Genomic DNA, 16,870 nt, shown 5'->3' on the forward strand with positions numbered 1-16,870 from the left:
CATCTCGCCAAATTCATCTTCACTTAACATCATTGCCCGGGGCACTCAGGTGGAAGACGGCCTATACGAAGTACATTTTCATACTATTCATGGCACCGGGACCGGCGTTGTCTATGCAATCGGCGGAAAGCTGCGCGGCGGCAACTCCGCTTTCGCCTTCATGGGCAACTATCAAAACAGAGGCGAGACCATCTCTGTCAAGGTGTCATCGAAACGCTACAACCCGGATCAAAGCTTCAAGTCGGTGTTCGGCTTTGAAGGTGTCACACTGGCATTGACCGGTCGCGTCAATGGCGACCTGCTCGATTTCGAAGGCAGTGCGCTGCAATTGCCCGGCGTGCCGTTCAAGGCGCAACTGACCCGCATCTGCGACTAAGCGACACGTCCCGACATTTTACGGCTGAACGCGATGGCCACCAGTGCCGTCGTCAGGAAACCCATGGCGACAAACCCCGACGCGTGGAAGTATCCGCCGGCGAACAGCGCGCCACCGATGCCCGATCCAATCGCCTGGCCGACATAGAGCATCGATGTATTGAGCGAGACCGACGCCGCACCGGCCGACGGTGCCGCCATGATCAAGCGGACCTGCTGCATCGACGTGATGGCGCCGAAGCCGAGCCCCCAGATCGCGACGCCGAGCGCCATCACGGGCAGATGGCCTGCGCCGAGCGTCCAGACCGTCATGCCGGCCAACACCAGCGATGTTGATAGAATGGAGGTTCTCAGCGGCCCCCAGCTATCGACGATCCGCGTCGCCGTCATGATGCCGAGAAAACCGCAGACGCCGTAGATCGCGAAGACGGATGCCGCTGCATCGTGCCCTGCGCCCGCGAGACGTTCGAGCAGCGGCGCCATGAAGGTGAAGATCGAGAACTGCCCGGCGATCTGCAGCATAGTGATCGACAGCAACAACAGCACGAGCCGGTTGCGCGCCAGCGCCGACCATGTGCTGAGATCGACAGTGGCACCGAACAGCCCGCGCGGAATCCACCACACCAGCAACACGAAACTGATGCAACTCATTACGCCGACGCAGCCATAGACCTCGCGCCAACCGAAGCGGCTGGCGATGAACGTCACCAGCGGCAGACCGACCGCAGCGGCGAGGGTCCAGCCGAGAAAGACATAAGCAACGCTGCTACCCCGCTTCTCCGGCGGCACCAGCATGCCGACCACGCCTGCCGCCTGCGGAGTATACGGTGCCGCAGCGATGCACATCACCAGGCGGATCGCGAGCAGCACCGCATAGTTGGGCGCAAGGGCCGAAGCGAGATTGCACACGGCCACGACCGCGATGACGCCGATCAACATGTGCCGTCGCTCGATCCGGCTGGTCAGCCACGACATCAGCGGCGAGCAGATACACAGCATCACTGCGCCGAAGGTGATGAGCAGTCCTGCCTCGCGGATGGTGACGCCGAGGCCGGCCGACAATTCACCCAGCATCGCCGTCGGCCCCAGCAGGCCGATGCCGGTGACGAAATTGCCGATCATGAGTGCGGTGGGGGCGTAGGGGCGGGAGACTGTCAAGATATCGCATCTTATGGATGCAACTGCATGCAAGTCAAACCTGCAAGCCAAGCGTGCAAATCAGGTCAGCCAGACTGGTGTTGCAACGCCCGAATCGGCTGCTATACCGCTCGTCCGCTTACCTGCGCCCGTGTGCAGGAGTGAGCCACAGGAGAGAAGACATGACAGAGAATGAAGGCTCGGGATTCAAGTTCGGCCTCGCCAACCTCACCCCCGCCGAAACCAACAATATCACCGTTACATTCCCTGATGGCGCCAAGCGCGAATTTGCGAAGGGCACCACCGGTTTCGAGATTGCCAAGGGCATCTCGCCGTCGTTGGCCAAGCGTACCGTCGCGATGGCGCTGGACGGTACCGTCTCGGATCTCTCCGATCCGATCGACGACGACGCCAAGATCGATTTCATCAACCGCGACGACCCCCGCGCGCTGGAGCTGATCCGGCATGACGCGGCGCACGTGCTCGCCGAAGCCGTGCAGACGCTGTGGCCGGGCACCCAGGTGACCATCGGTCCGGTGATCGAGAACGGTTTCTATTACGACTTCTTCCGCAACGAGCCATTCACGCCCGAGGACTTCGGCGCGATCGAGAAGAAAATGCGCGAGATCATCGCGCGCGACAAACCGTTCACCAAGGACGTCTGGGATCGCGAAAAGACCAAGCAGGTATTCCGCGACAAGGGCGAAGCCTTCAAGGTCGAGCTGGTCGACGCCATTCCCGGCAACGAGCCGATCAAGATCTACTACCAGGGCGACTGGTTCGACCTCTGCCGCGGCCCGCATATGACGTCGGTCGGCAAGGTCGGCAATGCCTTCAAACTGATGAAGGTGGCCGGCGCCTATTGGCGTGGCGACAGCAACAATCCGATGCTGACGCGCATCTACGGCACTGCCTTCGCCAAGCAGGAAGACCTCGACGCGTATCTGAAACAGATCGAGGAAGCCGAGAAGCGCGACCACCGCAAACTGGGCCGTGAACTCGACCTCTTCCATTTCCAGGAAGAAGGCCCGGGCGTCGTGTTCTGGCACCCAAAGGGCTGGACCATCTTCCAGGCGCTGATCGCCTATATGCGGCGTCGCCTCAATGGCGACTACAGCGAAGTCAATGCGCCGCAGATCCTCGACAAGGTGCTGTGGGAGACCTCCGGTCACTGGGAATGGTACCGCGAGAACATGTTCGCGGCGCAGTCGGCCGGCGACGAAGCCGAGGACAAGCGCTGGTTTGCGCTCAAGCCGATGAACTGCCCCGGCCACGTGCAGATCTTCAAGCATGGCCTCAAGAGCTATCGCGACCTGCCGCTGCGCCTTGCCGAGTTTGGCGTGGTGCATCGCTATGAGCCATCGGGCGCCATGCACGGCTTGATGCGCGTGCGCGGCTTTACCCAGGACGACGCCCATGTGTTCTGCACCGAGGCCCAACTCGCCGACGAATGTCTCAAGATCAACGACCTGATCCTGTCGACCTATTCCGACTTCGGCTTCGGCGACATCGTGGTCAAGCTGTCGACGCGGCCGGAGAAGCGCGTCGGCACCGACGAGATGTGGGATCACGCCGAGCGCGTAATGGCCACCGTGCTGTCGGTGATCGAGAGCCAGTCCGGCGGTCGCATCAAGACCGAGATATCGCCTGGTGAGGGCGCATTCTACGGACCGAAGTTCGAATATGTGCTGCGCGACGCGATCGGCCGCGACTGGCAGTGCGGCACCACGCAGGTCGACTTCAACCTGCCGGAGCGTTTCGGTGCGTTTTATATCGACGCCGACGGATCGAAGAAGGCGCCGGTGATGGTGCATCGCGCGATCTGCGGTTCGATGGAGCGCTTCATCGGTATCCTGATCGAGCACTTCGCCGGCAACTTCCCGCTCTGGCTGTCGCCGGTGCAGGTGGTGGTCACCACGATCACCTCGGAAGGCGATGAATACGCCAAGGTCGTCGCCGCGGCCGCACGCAAGGCCGGCCTCCGCGTCGAGATCGATCTGCGCAACGAAAAAATCAACTACAAGGTCCGCGAACACTCGCTGGCCAAGATCCCTGCTCTGCTCGTCGTCGGCAAGAAGGAAGCCGAAACCGGCCAGGTCTCGGTGCGCCGTCTCGGCAGCGATGGCCAAAAGGTGAGTTCGCTCGAAGAAGCCCTTGCCGCACTGGTCGACGAGGCGACACCGCCCGACGTGAAGCGCGCACTGGCAGAGGGCTGAGCCGATGAGCGACGATGAAGAGATCGAGATCGAGGCCTATCCGCTCCGATCCTATCAGGTGATCGCCGATCCCAACCGGCCGGACGTGGTCGCGCTGGCATTCGAGACTGAGCGTGGCCATAGCCTCTATCTGGCCTCGCGGGCCGTGCTGGAGGATCTGGGCCGTGATCTGCTGGACCGTGCCTCCAAGATGCCGGAGCACAAAACGGTCGGTTGAGCGGATGCCCGCGATCACAATCCGTCTAAATGAGCAGGGCCCGCCTCGTGGCGGGCCTTTTCGCATGGTAAGCGGTCATTCAAATCCTGCAAATTCTGCGCATCCTCATCTGTGAGAACTGCCCGTGTCCGACATCATCGACTTCCTGAAGACCCGCCGCTCCGTCAAGCCGCGTGAAATGACCGGCTCCGGCCCCTCATCCGCCGAACTCGAAACCATCCTGACCATCGGGGCACGGGTGCCGGACCACGGCAAGCTGGCGCCGTGGCGCTTCATCATTTTCGAGGGCGACGCCCGCAAACGCGCCGGCAACGTCATCGCCACCGTGTTCGCACGGAAGAATCCCGATGCACCGGTCGAAGATATCGAGGCGCAGAAACACAAACTGACGGAAGCACCGCTGGTGATCGGCGTGGTGAGTACCATCAAGCCGCATCCGAAGATTCCGTCATGGGAGCAGGAACTGTCCGCAGGTGCGAGCTGCTTGAATATTGTGTCGGCCGCTACAGCCATGGGTTATGGCGCCAACTGGCTGACCGGCTGGATGGCCTATGACCGCGACGTGCTCGAAGGTCTCGGCCTCGCCGCCAATGAAAAACTGGCGGGCTTCATCCATATTGGCGGCAAGCCTGACAAGGTGATCGAGGACCGGCCGCGGCCAGAACTCAAGGACGTCGTGACGCGGTTCTAGGCTTTAGCTAGGCGGCCTGGGACGCCTGGCTGCCAAACCGGCGCAGCAGGTTCTCGATTTCCGACGCCGGCTTGGCAGGGCTGAACAGAAAACCCTGCACCTCGTTGCAGCCTTCCGCGCGCAGCCAGTCCAGCTGATCGATCGTCTCGACGCCCTCAGCCGTCGTGGTGATGTTCATGCTGCGACCAAGCCCGGAGATCGCGCGCACGATGGCAACGCAATCCGGCCGCTCGATCAGATCCTTCACGAATGACCGATCGATCTTGATCTTGTCGAACGGAAAACTCCGGAGATAGCTCAGGCTGGAATAGCCGGTGCCGAAATCATCCATCGAGATGCGGACGCCCAGCGCGCGCAACTGATGCAGGATCGCGAGATTGGCCTCGGTTTCCGCGAGAAAAACCGACTCGGTGATTTCCAGCTCCAGGCGATGAGGCGACAGGCCGGAATAGGCCAGCGCAGCGACCACGACCTGCACCAGGTTGCGGCTGCGGAACTGCACCGGCGAGAGATTGACCGCGACCTTGATATCGTCCGGCCACTTGGCAGCTTCGGCGCAGGCCTTGCGCAGCACCCACTCGCCGAGCGTGACGATGAGGCCGATATCCTCGGCGACCGGGATGAAATCCGCCGGTGAGATCATGCCCTTGTCGGGATGTTTCCAGCGCAACAGCGCCTCGAATCCGGTGATGCGATCGGCGGCCAGATCGACCAGCGGCTGGTAGTGCAATTCAAATTCACCGTCAGCGAAAGCGCTGCGCAAATCGAGCTCCATGTCGCGGCGCTTCTGTGCCTGACGATCCATCTCGCGCTCGAAAAAGCGATGCACGCCGCCGCCTTCGGACTTGGCCCGATACAGTGCCATATCGGCATTGCGCATCAGCTCTTCGCTGGTATCGCCATCACCCGGTGACATGGCGATACCAATGCTGGCGCCGATCACGACCTCGACGCCGTTCATGTCATAGGGCGCGCTGATGATTTCGATCAGCCGCGCGGCAAAATCGTTGGCTTCGTTCGGCGTGATATCGGCTGCCAGCACCACGGCAAATTCGTCGCCGCCGAGCCGGGCTGCGAGATTGTTGCCACGGACCTCGGCGCGCATTCGCGCGGCGACCATCTTCAGCAGCCTATCGCCCATCGGATGACCGAATGAGTCATTCACGTTCTTGAACAGATCGAGATCAATGCAGAGAACCGCGACATGTTTGGTCGGATTGTCGTGATCCAGCGCCTGGGCCAGACGCTCCTGATAAAAAACACGATTCGGCAAATCCGTCAGCGCATCGTGATGCGCCATATGCGCCACACGCGCCTCGGCCTTGCGACGCTCGGTAATGTCGACAACAGCCACGAGAAAGCCGTCGCGGCCTTCGAACATCACGCGGCGGCCATAGGTCAGCACCTCGATCTCGCTTCCGTCGGCCTTCAGGTGGCGCCAGTTGCGATCCGACTGATAGATATCTCCGAGCTGCATCAGCGCACGCGTGTGGAGCTCCCATTCATCGCGCGGCCAGATTTCCTTGAGTTGCATGCGCAGGAAAGTGGCGCGATCGTATCCGTAATGCGCGACAGCCGCGTCATTGACGCTGAGAAAATCCATCGTCTCGGCATCGAACACCCACATTGGCATCGGATTGCTGTCGAACAGCAGCCGGAACGAGGCCTCGCGGCGCTTAATGTCGGTGACGTCAGACACAGTCAGCGACACCAAGTCGCCAAAAGCGGTGGCGCTGAGCCGAAGGTTGCGATCATCGCTGTCGATTTCAAGCTGACCGCTCTGGCCATTGGCGATCATGGACAGCAGCCATTTCGTCACGCTCGGCAGCGACAATGCGTGGCCGCCTGCACTCAGCTTGCGCCACTGAAGGTCGGCGGGTGATACTTTCAGCAGGCGCGAAGCGCCCTGATTATGATGCACGATCTGGAAGTCAAAAGCCTGGCTTGCAGAATCCCGGATTGCCGCAAGCGACACGATGCCTTCGTCCGTCGACGAGAAGATCGCATCGACCAGATTGTAACGGGTGCCCTGCTCGTTGACATAGACGCCGACCAACCGGCCACCCCAGCGTGACGCTGTCGGCAGCGCCAGAATGTCATAGGTGTGGACGAGACCGTCACGCACGCAATGCGCCACCATCAGATGCGGCCTGTTGGCCTGCAACGCGCAGTTTGCGGCTTCCGTTAGCGCACGCACGCAATCAGGTGCCAGCACGTCGAGCGGAATGCCCCAGCGATCGTCACCCAACCACTGTTGCACATAGCGGCCGCTGCGTGACACTTCGAGCGTCTCACCTTCGACTTTCAGCAGGACGATGTGATCGGCCATCCGCCCAAGACTGCCGAGCATCACTTCTTCATAGCCGGGCAGAATCTGGCCGGGACGAACGGCCGCCCGCCATTTGCGTTGCAAGGCTGGAATGTCGTCGAACAACTTGACGTCCGGGCTTCCGGATAACTGTCTGGCCGCGATCACGACATCCCCTTCGGAACACTTGTAGCGATACGTGCTATTCGGGCTATGGGGATTAACGTCATGTAAACGTTCCGCGGCCGCGGACGGCAACGACGTGTTATAACGCGACAAACTGGCACGATGGTTAGTTGGCGATTCAGGACCATGACACGCGCATGACAATTCATTCGCGTTTGAAGCGTGTTGTCTGCAACGAGATCTTCGTTCTGGAAGATTGTTGAGTAGCTTGCGAGCAGTTAGCGCGCGACGACTTCGATCTCGCCGTCGACACCGTTCACGACGTTGAAGGGGCGCTCGAACACCTTGCCTTCGTTCTTGGCGATGGCGCGGTACTCGCCTTCCGCCAGTGTGACGCGCGGGAAGGCGCCGATCGATTCCTTGATGACGTCGCCGGCCGGCGTGATCACCGACCATGCGGTGTTGGCCAGGGCCTCGCCGCCCTTGTCGCTCACCAGCTTCATGGTGATGACTGCCGCACGATGCGTGATGGTCACGTCGGTGAGCTTGCTCGCCTGCACGCGGATGTCGGAGCGCACCACCGAATTGGCGTCGCCGTAATTCGAGATGATATAGTAGGTGCCTTCCTGCAGCAGCACGACATCACCGGCAGGAACGCTCGGCAGCAGCGGCGTGCGCTCGCCGCCTTCGAACTGGCTGCCCTTGTAGATCGAGAACGAGATCTGGTTCTGCGGAATCTTCGTGGTGCCGACGCGGCCCTCGATCCGCAATCCGCCGGCGGGCAGCACAAACGCTTCACGATCGGTCTCGGACTTGATGGTCACCGGACGAACGGCGCTCACGAGGCCCAGCGCCACGTGCACCACATAGCTGCCCGGCGGCAGCACGATGTTGGGCGTCGCGCCGCGATCCTCGCGGATCAGCTTGAAGGCACCGGTCTCGTCCGGCCGATCCGAATAGACCCGCCAGACAAGCCCGCTATTGATGACCGGCATATCCTTGCCATAGCGCGCCGTCAGCGCCAGCACGCCCTGTGCGGGCCCGGTTGGAGCAGCCTGGACCGGCGACGGCACAGGCGGGGCGACATTGGCAACCGGCGGCTGCGTCAGCGGCGCCGGCAACAGGGGGGTGGAAGCAGGACCGGACGGCGGCGCGAGGCTGATGGCCGGACCCGATGGGACATCCGGGATCGAGCCCGGGGGAACCGGTGCCGGGCGGTCCGAAAAGAACTGCGCAGATGCGGTTTGGGGCAAGGCAACAGCCTGCAGCAGAGCGAGGGCCAGCACCATAGCCAGCCGTCCGCTCCGGCCGGATGTTCGCAAATCATGGCCCCATGCAGTCATGGTCATGCTTTTCACCCAAAACGCGACAAATTCAAGCCTTGACGCGGCTGTCCCGCCGACAGACCCACAATCGCGTGAGGCCCTCAGGAACCGGTGCACCGTGCGGTAACGGGTCGCTCTGCAGTCACATTTGGTGCCTAAACTTCGCAAACGCGACATAAATCATGAATTAGCTACCGTCTGGAATGATGGCGCAGCTGCATTTAATATCGGCGGCGTCGAGGAGCTTAGTGTGCTGGAGATTTTGATGGGGCGCGGCCAGAATGGCGCGAACGGTCGCGACAAACCTGGTTTGGGAAGCGTTCGACGTCCGATCATCGGTCTGGCGCTGGGCGGGGGTGCGGCGCGCGGTTTCGCCCATATCGGGATCCTCCGCACTTTGCTCGCCCATGGCATCGTCCCGAACGTCGTGGTGGGCACCTCGATCGGTGCCGTAGTTGGCGGATCCTACGCCGCCGGCCACCTCGATACGCTCGAGGAATGGGCGCGCAGTCTGCAGCCCCGCAATATTCTCAGCTATCTCGACATTCGCCTGAACGGCTCAGGCCTGATCGGCGGCAACAAGCTGGCCGCACAGCTCGAAGCGTCGCTGGGCCATACGCTGATCGAAGATCTCCCGCTGAAATTCGCCAGCGTCGCCACCGAGGTGCGCACCGGCCATGAAATCTGGCTGACTCATGGTCGCCTGGTCGATGCAATGCGCGCGTCCTATGCGCTGCCGGGCATCTTCTCTCCGGTTCTGGTCGGCGATCGCTGGCTGGTCGACGGCGCGCTGGTCAATCCGGTGCCGGTATCGGCGGCGCGCGCGCTGGGCGCTGAGATCGTAATCGCAGCCAATCTCAGCAATGACGTGTTTGGCCATTCGACCACGATTTTCGACCATGGCACGGGACCTGAAATGGCCGAGCCCATCATCGAAGTCGAAGAGCCCAAGCGCGGTTTCAGCAAGTTCTTCTCGGCCGAGCGCACCATGAAACGCGAATTCTTCGGTGGTGGCGGACGACCGGGCATCTCTACCGTAATGGTCGATGCCTTCAACATCATGCAGGATCGCATCACCCGCGCGCGCCTTGCCGGCGATCCGCCGGATCTCCTGATCGCCCCCCGCGTTGGCCGCATCGGCTGGTTCGATTTCCACCGCGCCGAAGAAATGATCACGCTCGGCGCGCGTGCCGCAGAACGCGCTGTCGAGTCCATTCAAGAAGCGATCGAAATCCTCGCCCCTGAAGTGGCAAACTCGCCTGCGCCCGTCGTTGCGCAGAAGCCGACCACTTCGCAGAGCTGAGTACGGCGGGCTCAGGCCGTCGCAATATATTCGCGCAGCGCTTCCTGTTCGCGTTCGAATTCGCGCAAGCGAAATTTGACGACGTCACCGATCGAGATCAGACCAACGACCTTCTCGTCCTCGATAACGGGCAGATGCCTGAATTTTCCGGTCGTCATCTTTTCCATGATTGCACCGACCGTATCAGCCGGTTTGCAGCCAATGACCTTGCGCGTCATCACGGCGCTCACGTCTTCATCCAGCGCCGAGGCGCCGCGCTCTCCGATCACCCGCACGATATCACGCTCAGACAGGATACCATCGATGTGGTGATGGCTCATCACCAGGACGGCACCTATTCTTCGCTGTGACAGCATCTGCACTACCGACGAGACCTTATCGTTCGGCGAGACGCTGATGATCTGGTGGCCTTTGGAATCGAGAATTGCACGTACCGTCATTGTCGCCTCCTAAGTCGACCATGCCCTTTGTCGGGCGCGGTCTTTCATTCTAGGGTCGTCAGACAGATGCAGTGTAACAGCGCAGTTCAACAGTCGTTCAGATGTGGTGATCGCACTGAAACACCGTTCGCGCCGGGAACGGGATCGACCTCAAGGGCCGAACCTGCCAACGTGAGTCACCTGTCGAATACATAAGATGGATCAAATGCGTCGGCCTCGCAAGAAGCCGGTACGCGCTTAATGCAGGTCGGAGATGTCCGGAGACGATGTTTGCGAACCCGTGCGTTGCAACCTCGGAATAGGATCGAACAGCGAGAACAGCAGCAGCCCGGCGAAGAAGCCGCCGATATGCGCCTGCCACGCAACGCTCGCCCCTTCCGCGCCGATCGCAATCGAGCCGACACCGAAGATGATATTGACGCCGAACCAGACCGCCAGAAATCCGATCACGCGCGGATCGCGCAACGAACGCAACAAAGGAAGCGCCGGCACACGTGCCGCTTCATCGGCATCGCCGCGGTTGAACGACAGGAAGCTGCCGCGCACGAAGGCAAAACGGATGGCCGCGGCCATGGCGCCGGAGACCGAAGCCGAGGCGCCGATCATCGGTGCGAGTGCGTGTTCATGGGTAACCAGATGCGCGGCGGCACCAGCCACAGCCGTCACCGCCATGAAGATGAAGAAGCGGACCGCGCCGAAGCGCCGCGCCAGCGCGCTGCCGAACGGCAGCAGCCACAACACGTTGAAGCCGATATGGCTGAGATTGGCGTGCAACAGGGAGTAAGTGACGAAACTCCATACCTTGGCGCCATTGCCGCCGGGAAAAGGCATCGACAGCAGCGTCTGGTCGTAGCGCTTCGGAATGAAACCGAAGACCTCAATGGTCCAGTATTCCAGATCCACCGGCAGCAACATGCGGATAATGTGGATCACGGCAAGCAACCCGACATAGGCCGTCAGCGCCCCCGGCAGGGTCAGGATCGGTTCGCGCGGGGGAGCGGGGGAATCCAAGGTGTCCAAGGGGATAACGGCCTGTCAGCGGCTCTGGCGAGCGATGCCCCAGATAGTCGGCTTTGCCGGTACCGCGCAAGCTCAGGATCGCCGCAGGACAGCAAACCCGCTTGAAAAGAAAAAGGGAGAGCCTCTGAGAAAGGCTCTCCCGGGTCCGTCTTGATCTTTTCCCGCGGATGGATGTCCCGGTGTGCCGGACGAGCCGACATCCCCACCCCTCCCCGCGTGACGACCAATTCTGTTTTCAGCCACCTGTTTATCGAAGCGCGTCACGAACTGCTGGAGACAGTCCGCTCCGCTCTGGAGTGAGCAGGAGACTACCGGCAATCCCCGCGTTGCCAAGCGCATGCTTAACTTAGAGTTAACGGCGAACCGGCCCATCCGCTCCGAAACCGGACGGTTAATGAGATCCTAATAATCATAGTAAACTTAACCTTAACGGCGGATACCCGCCCGAACGCGGTGGAAAACGCGCCTTCGGCATGGACGCTGCAATGACTGATCTGCACAACATGTAGCGGCGAGCGATGGATGGATTCGGGACAGAAATGTCCCCGATCCACTGCAAGCCGGGTCAGGATCAGGCGAATGAAACATCCATCCAGCCGCGCGTTCTTCGCCTATTGGGACGACAAACGCGGTTTTGCACGCGCTCCCGATCGGAGCGAGCTGGAACCCGGCCCCGTGCGCGAATTGCTCGGCGATATCTTCGTGCTGTCCTATGACCAGCCCGTCGAATTCCCGTTCCGCGTGGCCGGCACAAGAGTTTGTGCCCTGCTGGGCCGCGACCTGAAGAACCAGCCGTTTCCGTTGCTGTTCGCCCCCGAGTGTCGCGACGAGATCCGGGACATGATCACCGTCGTATCCGAGGAGCAACTCGTCGCCGTTGCTGGCGTGACCGCCATGACCGAATTCGGTCAGAAGGCGCATCTGGAACTGCTGTTGCTGCCATTCGCGACGCGCGCGCATTCCCCTATCAGCCTGACCGGCCTGCTGGCGCCCATGTATGAAGTCCGCGGCCGGCTCGGCGCATTCCAGCTAACGTCGTTCCGCTATCTCGCCCACCACCCCCAGCGCTTTGCGCCGCGCGCCCTACGCAAACTGCAGGTTGCCCGCGGCCTTATGGTCTATGAAGGGCTGCGCTGAGCAGCCTTCTACGTACGCTGCTCATTATAAGTGTCGCGCAGAATAATCACGCCAACTGGTTGCGCCAGTTCGGTATTTGCTAACGCGGCGTTAACCCTACGGGCCGTAGGGTCGGTCGAAACTCGACCAGCATGACCGGCACGACACTGATGGCGTTCGCGCAAACAAAATCGATTCTTCCGTCTGCAGAAGAACGCCGTCGCTTTCAGCGGGTGAAAGTGCACCTGCTTGGCCGCTATATGCTGCCGGATCGCCGCGAATTTCCGTGCCAGGTCATCAATATGTCGCCCGGCGGCCTCGCGCTGCTCGGTCCCGGCATCGGCAATGTGGGCGACCGCGTCATCGCCTATCTCGACCATATCGGCCGTGTCGAAGGTAAAATAACCCGGATCATCGACAACGGCTTCGCCATGACCGTGGGTGCGACACCGCGCAAACGCGACAAGCTGGCAGCCCAGCTGACCTGGCTGGCCAACCGCGACATTCTCAATCTGCCGGAAGACCGCCGCCACGACCGTATCGTGCCGCGCAACCCGATGGTGCTCCTCACCCTCGAGGATGGCGTCCACATGAACGGCCGCATTATCGACCTGTCGCTGTCCGGCGCCGCCATCGCGGCAGAGAAACGTCCGCCGCTGAACTCGATTGTCATGCTCGGCCGAATCCAGTCCCGTGTGGTCCGCCATCTCGAAGAAGGCTTCGCGCTGGAGTTCTTCCACGAGCAGTTGGCAGAGACGCTCGAAGACAGCGTCAACGCCCGGTAAACGGCCGAACGCCCCCGATCCTCGTTTTTCAATGTCCTGAAGGCGCTATCCGCGTCAGCGGATACCGTTGCGCGTCATCTGGACGCGGTCGCGAGGGGTTAATTTCACGCCGCTTTTGCACGCAAGTTCCTGAATTGCGGCATTCAAGCCATTAACGCGTAAAATTTGAATCAAATACAATTAGCTAAAATTTGAATCACATTCGATTCAAGTATAGTTCGAATTCGCCGCGCCTTTTACTTGTAATCGCTTCAATTGTACTTGAGCGATTTAGCGGCGACGAAAATCCTTTGTGCGAAACATGGTCCCAACAAGAAAACGGGGGCCACAATGTTTGGTAACAAGGGGCGATACTTCGGACTGGCCGTTTTAGCAGTCCTTCTTGGAGTGACTTCGTCGGCACGTGCCGGCAACGAAAAACTCTACGCAAGCCTAGGCGACAGCACGCGCGCACCGATCGGCTGGGTCGAATTCTGTTCAGACAATCCGACCGACTGCCGCGGCGGTGCGACGCAAGCACGTGACATCGTCATCACGCAGACTGCGTGGAAGGATCTGGTGCGGGTCAATCGCTGGGTCAACGAGACCATCAAGCCAATGACCGACATGGATCATTGGGGCGTGATCGAAAAGTGGTCGCTGCCATCAGACGGTTACGGTGACTGCGAAGACTATGTGCTCCTTAAGCGCAAGATGCTGATCGAAGCAGGCTGGCCACGCGAGGCGCTGCTGATCACCGTGGTGCGTGACAAGAAGGGCGAAGGCCACGCCGTGCTCACGGTGAAGACGGACAAGGGCGAATACGTTCTCGACAACCAGAATGAGAACGTCCTCGCCTGGACCGAGACCGGTTACCGCTTCGTCAAACGTCAGTCACAGAACGATCCGAATGTGTGGGTCTCGCTCGGCGACAACCGTCCTGCAGTGGCTACGGCCAGCGCGCGGGATCGCTAAACAACAATACGAATTGGAGACACGCGACCCGGTCACATCCCCACCCCTCCCCGTCCCAGACCGGATCGCGCGCGCCCGAACCTCCCCCAAGGTTCGGGCGCAACTTTTTGAGGTGGTGGCCACGCAGCCTCCGACAGGAAGCGGCCGACGACGCGTGGAAGCAGATGCAGGCCTGGCTGACAAAGTACAAAGTGCTGGGCTGATCCCGAACTGCTGTCTGAGAAACACGAACCGACAAAAAATCGCCGCGCTAGTCGCGGCGATTTGCGTTTCGGTCGATGGTGCCGTCGGGCCGATAGCCGAAGCGCACGAGCGCAATCGCTGTCAACCGCTTCCCGAACCGGCGCTCGAACTCACAGAACATCCAGACGAAAGCCATCACCAGCGCAAAGACGGTGGTGACAAACAGCAGCGTGAGATTGGCAATGTCGAGGGTCATGGTCATCGTTTCGATTTTGCAAAACGCGTACCAGACAATCTGACCAGCCATGATGTAGCTCCAGCACAGCTATGCTGGAGCCGACGAGGTAATCAGGTGGCGTCGCTCAAGGCCGATCAGTCACAAACCTCGACACGACGCACCCGATATCCAGCCGGTGTCCGTACGCGCTTACGCGTTATGTAACATCCGCCTTCGTCATCATAACCGCCATAAGCGTAGGGGTACCCACCGTAATACGCATAGGGGCCGTAGCCGTAGTAACCGCCATAAAGGCCGGCGCCGGCGAGGCCAAATCCCAATCCTATTCCAGCACCGCGAAATCCACGGCCGAAGCCGCCGCCATGCCAGCCACTACCACCATGGAATCCACCGCCGTGGAATCCGCCGCCACCATGACCGCCGCCGCCGCGCGCCGATGCGGCTGTCGGCGCGACCAGCGCGACTGCGGCAAGGGTCAACAGACCAAACACCAATTTGCGTAACATCAACTACACTCCGTCACGGGTCACTTACAGCGCCGCCCAGTCAAATAGGTAGCTCTTTCGTTCGCGAACCGCCACGGTGCGACGATCAATAGCCGTCACTTGTTCGCGACTGTCGGTTACGGTGTGTTGCTGAAAGCCTGTCGCGCAACGTTGCGCTAGCACCCCTTGCAGATGCTCTTCACCTTGCGATCAACGGCACGATCCTGCGCATCGACCGCTGCATCGCCTGTCGCCGGCTTGCCATCCGGCGACGCCTGTCCGGTCCCGCTCGCGCCTGCCGTGATCCCGGTCGCGGCGCGTCCACCACTCGCATTCGCCGTGCCTGCACTATTGGTGCCCGCAGCGCCGCCCGTCGCGCCGCCACCTGCACTGCCGGATTGGGCGAACGCCGCAACTGAAGACAACAGGACGGTAGCCGTTGCAGCCGCGATGAGTTTCGAGGAATGCGCCATTGGAAATCTCCTTTGGCGTTCAACGAGACCAGCGGAAACGGGTTCCGTTGCGGGAACGAATTTGGCGCCGGCGGCTTGAATCCCTGACATTGCCGAGGAGAAGCCTGCGTGTCCTGGGACAAGCCGTTTCGCGAACCGATCGAATTGCCCGACGGCAACACGCTGGTGTCGTTGCGCGACGCCGGCGCTTACATCACACAGCTGTCACCATCTGAACACGATGCAAAGGAATGGCAAACCGCGATGCATTGCCTGATCGAGGCGGCTGACTACGGCGGCCCTGTCAGTTTCGCGCGGCTCGGCGTTGCACAGGCGCTGCATCGCCATCAGGAGAAAGTATTCGACCCGACGCGCGCGCGATCGCGCTGGCGCAGGCCGGGCCTCAGTTAGCAGATGTCATGCGCAAGCTGATCGACTTCGACGACGAGACCCTCGACAAGCTCACCCAGCTCGGTCGCGACCGCATGGCGACGACGCAAGAACTTGCCGATGAAGCCTTCGCCGACCTCCTGAAGAAGCACGGCGTTCCGATCGATCTCAAGGATGCACTCCGCAAGAGCGTGAAAGCCGCCGGTCCATCATCGGCATCAAGCCGCAACACTGCGATGCGCCCCGCCCCATCACGTCCAGCAAGGAAGAAGGCCCATGCCAAACGATCCGCAAAAAGATCCATTTGAGGAAGGCGAGCGTGCCGCCAGCGAGGGCATTCCTGCCGAGGCCAATCCCTATCAGGACGGCACCGAGGAGCATTCGCTATGGAGCGCCGGCCACGAGCGCGTGGCCGGCGAAACAGAAGCCAATGAGTCCGAAGGGACGTGATCGCGCTGCGTGCGATCACAACGAGAGCCCTTTCGGTTGATAGAATCAGAACCGAGGCTCTGGCTTTTTGTTGAGACGCGTTTTCTTGATGCGAACCGGTACCCGCTTCGCTCGAGAACGCTCTAGCCGATCTTCTTGAGACCTTTCTGGAAGCGCGGGCCGTTCGCCGCATAGAATCGCGCGGCGCTGCCCATCGCCGTCACCTGCTCCGGCGACAGCGTGCGAATGACGCGCGCCGGCGATCCGATGATCAGCGAATTCTCCGGAAACTCCTTGCCCTCGGTGATCACCGAGCCGGCGCCCACGATGCTGTTCTTGCCAATCTTTGCACCGTTCATCACGATCGAGCCCATGCCGATCAGCGCGCCATCCTCGATGGTGCAGCCGTGCAGGATGACATTATGGCCGACGGTGCAGTTCTTGCCGATGGTCAGGGGAAAGCCCTTGTCGGTATGGCACGTGCAGTTGTCCTGCACGTTGGAGCCTTCACCGATTTCGATCCATTCGTTGTCGCCGCGCAGCACCGCGCCGAACCAGACACTCGCCTGCTCCAGCAAACGAATCTTGCCGATCACATCGGCCGTGTCGGCGATGAAGTAATTTCCGCTAGCCGGAAGATCCGGTCCCTGCCCGTCGAGTTCGTAGATTGCCATGATTTA

The 16,870-nt window shown here is 60.9% G+C and carries 20 protein-coding genes; 11 read left to right on the top strand and 9 right to left on the bottom strand.

Annotated elements, in window-relative coordinates; genetic code table 11:
* Positions 1-49 precede the first annotated feature (49 nt).
* Positions 50-376: a GrlR family regulatory protein gene (locus tag AB7828_RS10305; RefSeq protein WP_093762042.1), complete on the top strand. Its 327-nt coding sequence runs from the start codon at positions 50-52 to the stop codon at positions 374-376.
* Here the strand turns inward: AB7828_RS10305 and AB7828_RS10310 are convergent.
* Complete coding sequence (locus AB7828_RS10310; RefSeq protein ID WP_439079956.1) at positions 373-1,497, bottom strand: MFS transporter; 1,125 nt, start codon at positions 1,495-1,497, stop codon at positions 373-375. The genes AB7828_RS10305 and AB7828_RS10310 overlap by 4 nt on opposite strands.
* A 197-nt stretch (positions 1,498-1,694) precedes the next feature.
* On the opposite strand from AB7828_RS10310, the gene thrS reads away from it, so the two are divergent.
* From thrS to AB7828_RS10325, 3 genes are all read left to right on the top strand, one after another.
* On the top strand, positions 1,695-3,728 hold the full coding sequence (thrS, locus tag AB7828_RS10315; RefSeq protein ID WP_439077634.1) for a threonine--tRNA ligase: 2,034 nt from the start codon (positions 1,695-1,697) through the stop codon (positions 3,726-3,728).
* A 4-nt stretch (positions 3,729-3,732) separates the two neighbouring features.
* Positions 3,733-3,945: a hypothetical protein gene (locus AB7828_RS10320; RefSeq protein WP_439058962.1), complete on the top strand. Its 213-nt coding sequence runs from the start codon at positions 3,733-3,735 to the stop codon at positions 3,943-3,945.
* Positions 3,946-4,069: 124 nt separating this feature from the next.
* Positions 4,070-4,636: a nitroreductase family protein gene (locus tag AB7828_RS10325; protein WP_441230087.1), complete on the top strand. Its 567-nt coding sequence runs from the start codon at positions 4,070-4,072 to the stop codon at positions 4,634-4,636.
* A 7-nt stretch (positions 4,637-4,643) separates the two neighbouring features.
* Here AB7828_RS10325 and AB7828_RS10330 read toward each other — a convergent pair whose 3' ends face one another.
* Entirely contained in the window at positions 4,644-7,112 is a 2,469-nt protein-coding gene (locus AB7828_RS10330) for a putative bifunctional diguanylate cyclase/phosphodiesterase (protein WP_441230088.1), read from the bottom strand.
* Between the two features lie 236 nt (positions 7,113-7,348).
* On the bottom strand, positions 7,349-8,419 hold the full coding sequence (locus AB7828_RS10335) for a hypothetical protein (RefSeq protein ID WP_441230089.1): 1,071 nt from the start codon (positions 8,417-8,419) through the stop codon (positions 7,349-7,351).
* 226 nt (positions 8,420-8,645) lie between these two features.
* On the opposite strand from AB7828_RS10335, the gene AB7828_RS10340 reads away from it, so the two are divergent.
* Positions 8,646-9,698: a patatin-like phospholipase family protein gene (locus AB7828_RS10340; protein WP_170849844.1), complete on the top strand. Its 1,053-nt coding sequence runs from the start codon at positions 8,646-8,648 to the stop codon at positions 9,696-9,698.
* An 11-nt stretch (positions 9,699-9,709) separates the two neighbouring features.
* On the opposite strand, the gene AB7828_RS10345 is transcribed toward AB7828_RS10340, so the two are convergent.
* Positions 9,710-10,138: a CBS domain-containing protein gene (locus AB7828_RS10345; RefSeq protein WP_093762031.1), complete on the bottom strand. Its 429-nt coding sequence runs from the start codon at positions 10,136-10,138 to the stop codon at positions 9,710-9,712.
* Between the two features lie 237 nt (positions 10,139-10,375).
* A complete protein-coding gene (locus AB7828_RS10350; protein WP_231080204.1) occupies positions 10,376-11,149 on the bottom strand; it encodes a rhomboid family intramembrane serine protease in 774 nt (257 codons plus the stop codon).
* A gap of 588 nt (positions 11,150-11,737) precedes the next feature.
* On the opposite strand from AB7828_RS10350, the gene AB7828_RS10355 reads away from it, so the two are divergent.
* The 3 genes from AB7828_RS10355 (at position 11,738) to AB7828_RS10365 (ending at position 14,013) form a co-directional block, all read left to right on the top strand.
* Positions 11,738-12,295: a PAS domain-containing protein gene (locus AB7828_RS10355; protein ID WP_441230090.1), complete on the top strand. Its 558-nt coding sequence runs from the start codon at positions 11,738-11,740 to the stop codon at positions 12,293-12,295.
* A 149-nt stretch (positions 12,296-12,444) separates the two neighbouring features.
* Entirely contained in the window at positions 12,445-13,059 is a 615-nt protein-coding gene (locus tag AB7828_RS10360) for a PilZ domain-containing protein (RefSeq protein WP_441232220.1), read from the top strand.
* A gap of 330 nt (positions 13,060-13,389) precedes the next feature.
* Positions 13,390-14,013 (top strand): transglutaminase-like cysteine peptidase, encoded by a 624-nt coding sequence (locus tag AB7828_RS10365; protein WP_441230091.1) that lies wholly within the window; start codon positions 13,390-13,392, stop codon positions 14,011-14,013.
* Positions 14,014-14,263: 250 nt separating this feature from the next.
* On the opposite strand, the gene AB7828_RS10370 is transcribed toward AB7828_RS10365, so the two are convergent.
* The 3 genes from AB7828_RS10370 to AB7828_RS10380 form a co-directional block, all read right to left on the bottom strand.
* Complete coding sequence (locus AB7828_RS10370) at positions 14,264-14,503, bottom strand: hypothetical protein (RefSeq protein WP_309944839.1); 240 nt, start codon at positions 14,501-14,503, stop codon at positions 14,264-14,266.
* Positions 14,504-14,568: 65 nt separating this feature from the next.
* A complete protein-coding gene (locus AB7828_RS10375) occupies positions 14,569-14,940 on the bottom strand; it encodes a hypothetical protein (RefSeq protein WP_441230092.1) in 372 nt (123 codons plus the stop codon).
* 155 nt (positions 14,941-15,095) lie between these two features.
* Positions 15,096-15,392 (bottom strand): hypothetical protein, encoded by a 297-nt coding sequence (locus AB7828_RS10380; RefSeq protein ID WP_175365517.1) that lies wholly within the window; start codon positions 15,390-15,392, stop codon positions 15,096-15,098.
* Between the two features lie 108 nt (positions 15,393-15,500).
* Here AB7828_RS10380 and AB7828_RS10385 point away from each other — a divergent pair, with 108 nt between their 5' ends.
* The 3 genes from AB7828_RS10385 to AB7828_RS10395 are packed head-to-tail and all read left to right on the top strand — an operon-like array spanning position 15,501 to position 16,211.
* Complete coding sequence (locus AB7828_RS10385; protein ID WP_439064308.1) at positions 15,501-15,782, top strand: hypothetical protein; 282 nt, start codon at positions 15,501-15,503, stop codon at positions 15,780-15,782.
* 8 nt (positions 15,783-15,790) lie between these two features.
* On the top strand, positions 15,791-16,069 hold the full coding sequence (locus AB7828_RS10390; RefSeq protein ID WP_441230093.1) for a hypothetical protein: 279 nt from the start codon (positions 15,791-15,793) through the stop codon (positions 16,067-16,069).
* A complete protein-coding gene (locus AB7828_RS10395; RefSeq protein WP_170849843.1) occupies positions 16,038-16,211 on the top strand; it encodes a hypothetical protein in 174 nt (57 codons plus the stop codon). The genes AB7828_RS10390 and AB7828_RS10395 overlap by 32 nt, the downstream gene beginning before the upstream one ends.
* Before the next feature lie 122 nt (positions 16,212-16,333).
* Here the strand turns inward: AB7828_RS10395 and AB7828_RS10400 are convergent, their stop codons facing one another.
* On the bottom strand, positions 16,334-16,864 hold the full coding sequence (locus AB7828_RS10400; RefSeq protein WP_089264916.1) for a gamma carbonic anhydrase family protein: 531 nt from the start codon (positions 16,862-16,864) through the stop codon (positions 16,334-16,336).
* Between the last annotated feature and the right edge of the window lie 6 nt (positions 16,865-16,870).

Source organism: Tardiphaga sp. 215_C5_N2_1 (genome assembly GCF_052076055.1).
Lineage (GTDB): Bacteria > Pseudomonadota > Alphaproteobacteria > Rhizobiales > Xanthobacteraceae > Tardiphaga > Tardiphaga robiniae.

Coding starts and splice junctions, on each gene's coding strand:
- AB7828_RS10310 (WP_439079956.1), bottom strand. CDS start 1,497: ATGATCGGCAATTTCGTCACCGGCATCGGCCTGCTGGGGCCGACGGCG.
- thrS (WP_439077634.1), top strand. CDS start 1,695: ATGACAGAGAATGAAGGCTCGGGATTCAAGTTCGGCCTCGCCAACCTC.
- AB7828_RS10320 (WP_439058962.1), top strand. CDS start 3,733: ATGAGCGACGATGAAGAGATCGAGATCGAGGCCTATCCGCTCCGATCC.
- AB7828_RS10335 (WP_441230089.1), bottom strand. CDS start 8,419: ATGACCATGACTGCATGGGGCCATGATTTGCGAACATCCGGCCGGAGC.
- AB7828_RS10345 (WP_093762031.1), bottom strand. CDS start 10,138: ATGACGGTACGTGCAATTCTCGATTCCAAAGGCCACCAGATCATCAGC.
- AB7828_RS10355 (WP_441230090.1), top strand. CDS start 11,738: ATGAAACATCCATCCAGCCGCGCGTTCTTCGCCTATTGGGACGACAAA.
- AB7828_RS10360 (WP_441232220.1), top strand. CDS start 12,445: ATGGCGTTCGCGCAAACAAAATCGATTCTTCCGTCTGCAGAAGAACGC.
- AB7828_RS10365 (WP_441230091.1), top strand. CDS start 13,390: ATGTTTGGTAACAAGGGGCGATACTTCGGACTGGCCGTTTTAGCAGTC.
- AB7828_RS10370 (WP_309944839.1), bottom strand. CDS start 14,503: ATGGCTGGTCAGATTGTCTGGTACGCGTTTTGCAAAATCGAAACGATG.
- AB7828_RS10375 (WP_441230092.1), bottom strand. CDS start 14,940: ATGTTACGCAAATTGGTGTTTGGTCTGTTGACCCTTGCCGCAGTCGCG.
- AB7828_RS10380 (WP_175365517.1), bottom strand. CDS start 15,392: ATGGCGCATTCCTCGAAACTCATCGCGGCTGCAACGGCTACCGTCCTG.
- AB7828_RS10390 (WP_441230093.1), top strand. CDS start 15,791: ATGCGCAAGCTGATCGACTTCGACGACGAGACCCTCGACAAGCTCACC.
- AB7828_RS10395 (WP_170849843.1), top strand. CDS start 16,038: ATGCCAAACGATCCGCAAAAAGATCCATTTGAGGAAGGCGAGCGTGCC.
- AB7828_RS10400 (WP_089264916.1), bottom strand. CDS start 16,864: ATGGCAATCTACGAACTCGACGGGCAGGGACCGGATCTTCCGGCTAGC.